The sequence below is a fragment of the Mesorhizobium sp. M0496 genome (assembly GCF_040321205.1).
GTDB lineage: Bacteria > Pseudomonadota > Alphaproteobacteria > Rhizobiales > Rhizobiaceae > Mesorhizobium.
On record NZ_JAMYRC010000107.1, the window covers coordinates 1 to 1,041 of the forward strand.

Annotated in this window: 1 protein-coding gene; it reads left to right on the plus strand. The window is 62.4% G+C overall.

Annotated elements, in window-relative coordinates; all coding sequences use genetic code 11:
- Positions 1 to 82 precede the first annotated feature (82 nt).
- The coding region (locus NKI73_RS33545; RefSeq protein WP_352636342.1) for an IS110 family RNA-guided transposase at positions 83 to 1,041 on the plus strand (959 nt) is incomplete at its 3' end.

Below are 1,041 nucleotides of genomic sequence, written 5' to 3' on the forward strand. Positions count from 1 at the left end.
CGTGTTGGGGTGGACGGCCCCCGACGGCATCATGATGTGCCAGAATGAGGTCGTTACAGATCTCAAGCAAGGGAGACCGTCCGTGGAAAATCTTATTCGCATTGGCATGGATACGTCAAAGAGCGTTTTCCAATTGCATGGCGTGAATGAAGCTGAACAGCCGGTGCTGCGCAAGAAGCTGCGGCGTGGCCAGGTGCTTGCCTTTTTTGCCGGGCTTTCGCCGCTGAAGGTTGGCATGGAGGCCTGCGGCGCGGCGCATTACTGGGCGCGGGAATTGCGTACGCTGGGTCATCATGTGCTGCTGCTGCCTGCGCAGCACGTGAAGCCCTATGTCCAGCGCTCCAAGTCGGATGCGGCCGATGCCGAGGCGATCTGCGAGGCGATGAGCCGGCCACGCATGCGCTTCGTTGCCGCCAAAAGCGCCGACCAGCAGGCGGCACAGATGTTAGCGAAACTGCGCGCGCAGTTCATCGGCCGGCGCACGCAGCTGGCCAATTCGATCCGCGGCTTTGCGGCGGAGTTCGGCCTGACCGCGCCCAAGGGGCTTTCCCGGCTCGGCGATCTGCTGGCCGACATTCGCATCGACGCGACGGTCCCGGACCTAGCCAGGGACATGTTCGAGACCCTGGCGCGCGACTATGCGCATATCAGCGGCGAGGTCGCCGCACTCGATGAAAAGCTGCTTACGCTGCACAAGCAGAACGAAATGAGCCAGCGGCTGGCCGCCATACCGGCGATTGGTCCTGTCGGAGCGACGCTACTGGCCATCAAGGTTACGGATGCACATGGCTTCAGATCGGGGCGCGACTTTGCCGCCTGGCTCGGACTGACACCGAAAAATCACTCGACGGCAGGTAGAAACAGGCTTGGCGTGATTACCCGCGCTGGTGACGAGATGCTGCGAAGCGTGCTGGTGGTGGGCGCCACCGCTCTCATCCAACATATGCGGCGCGGCAGCAAACGGGTTTGGCCCTGGTTACAGACCCTGATTGCGCGCAAAACCCCCAAGCTGGCAGCAGTGGCGCTGGCCAACAAGCTGGC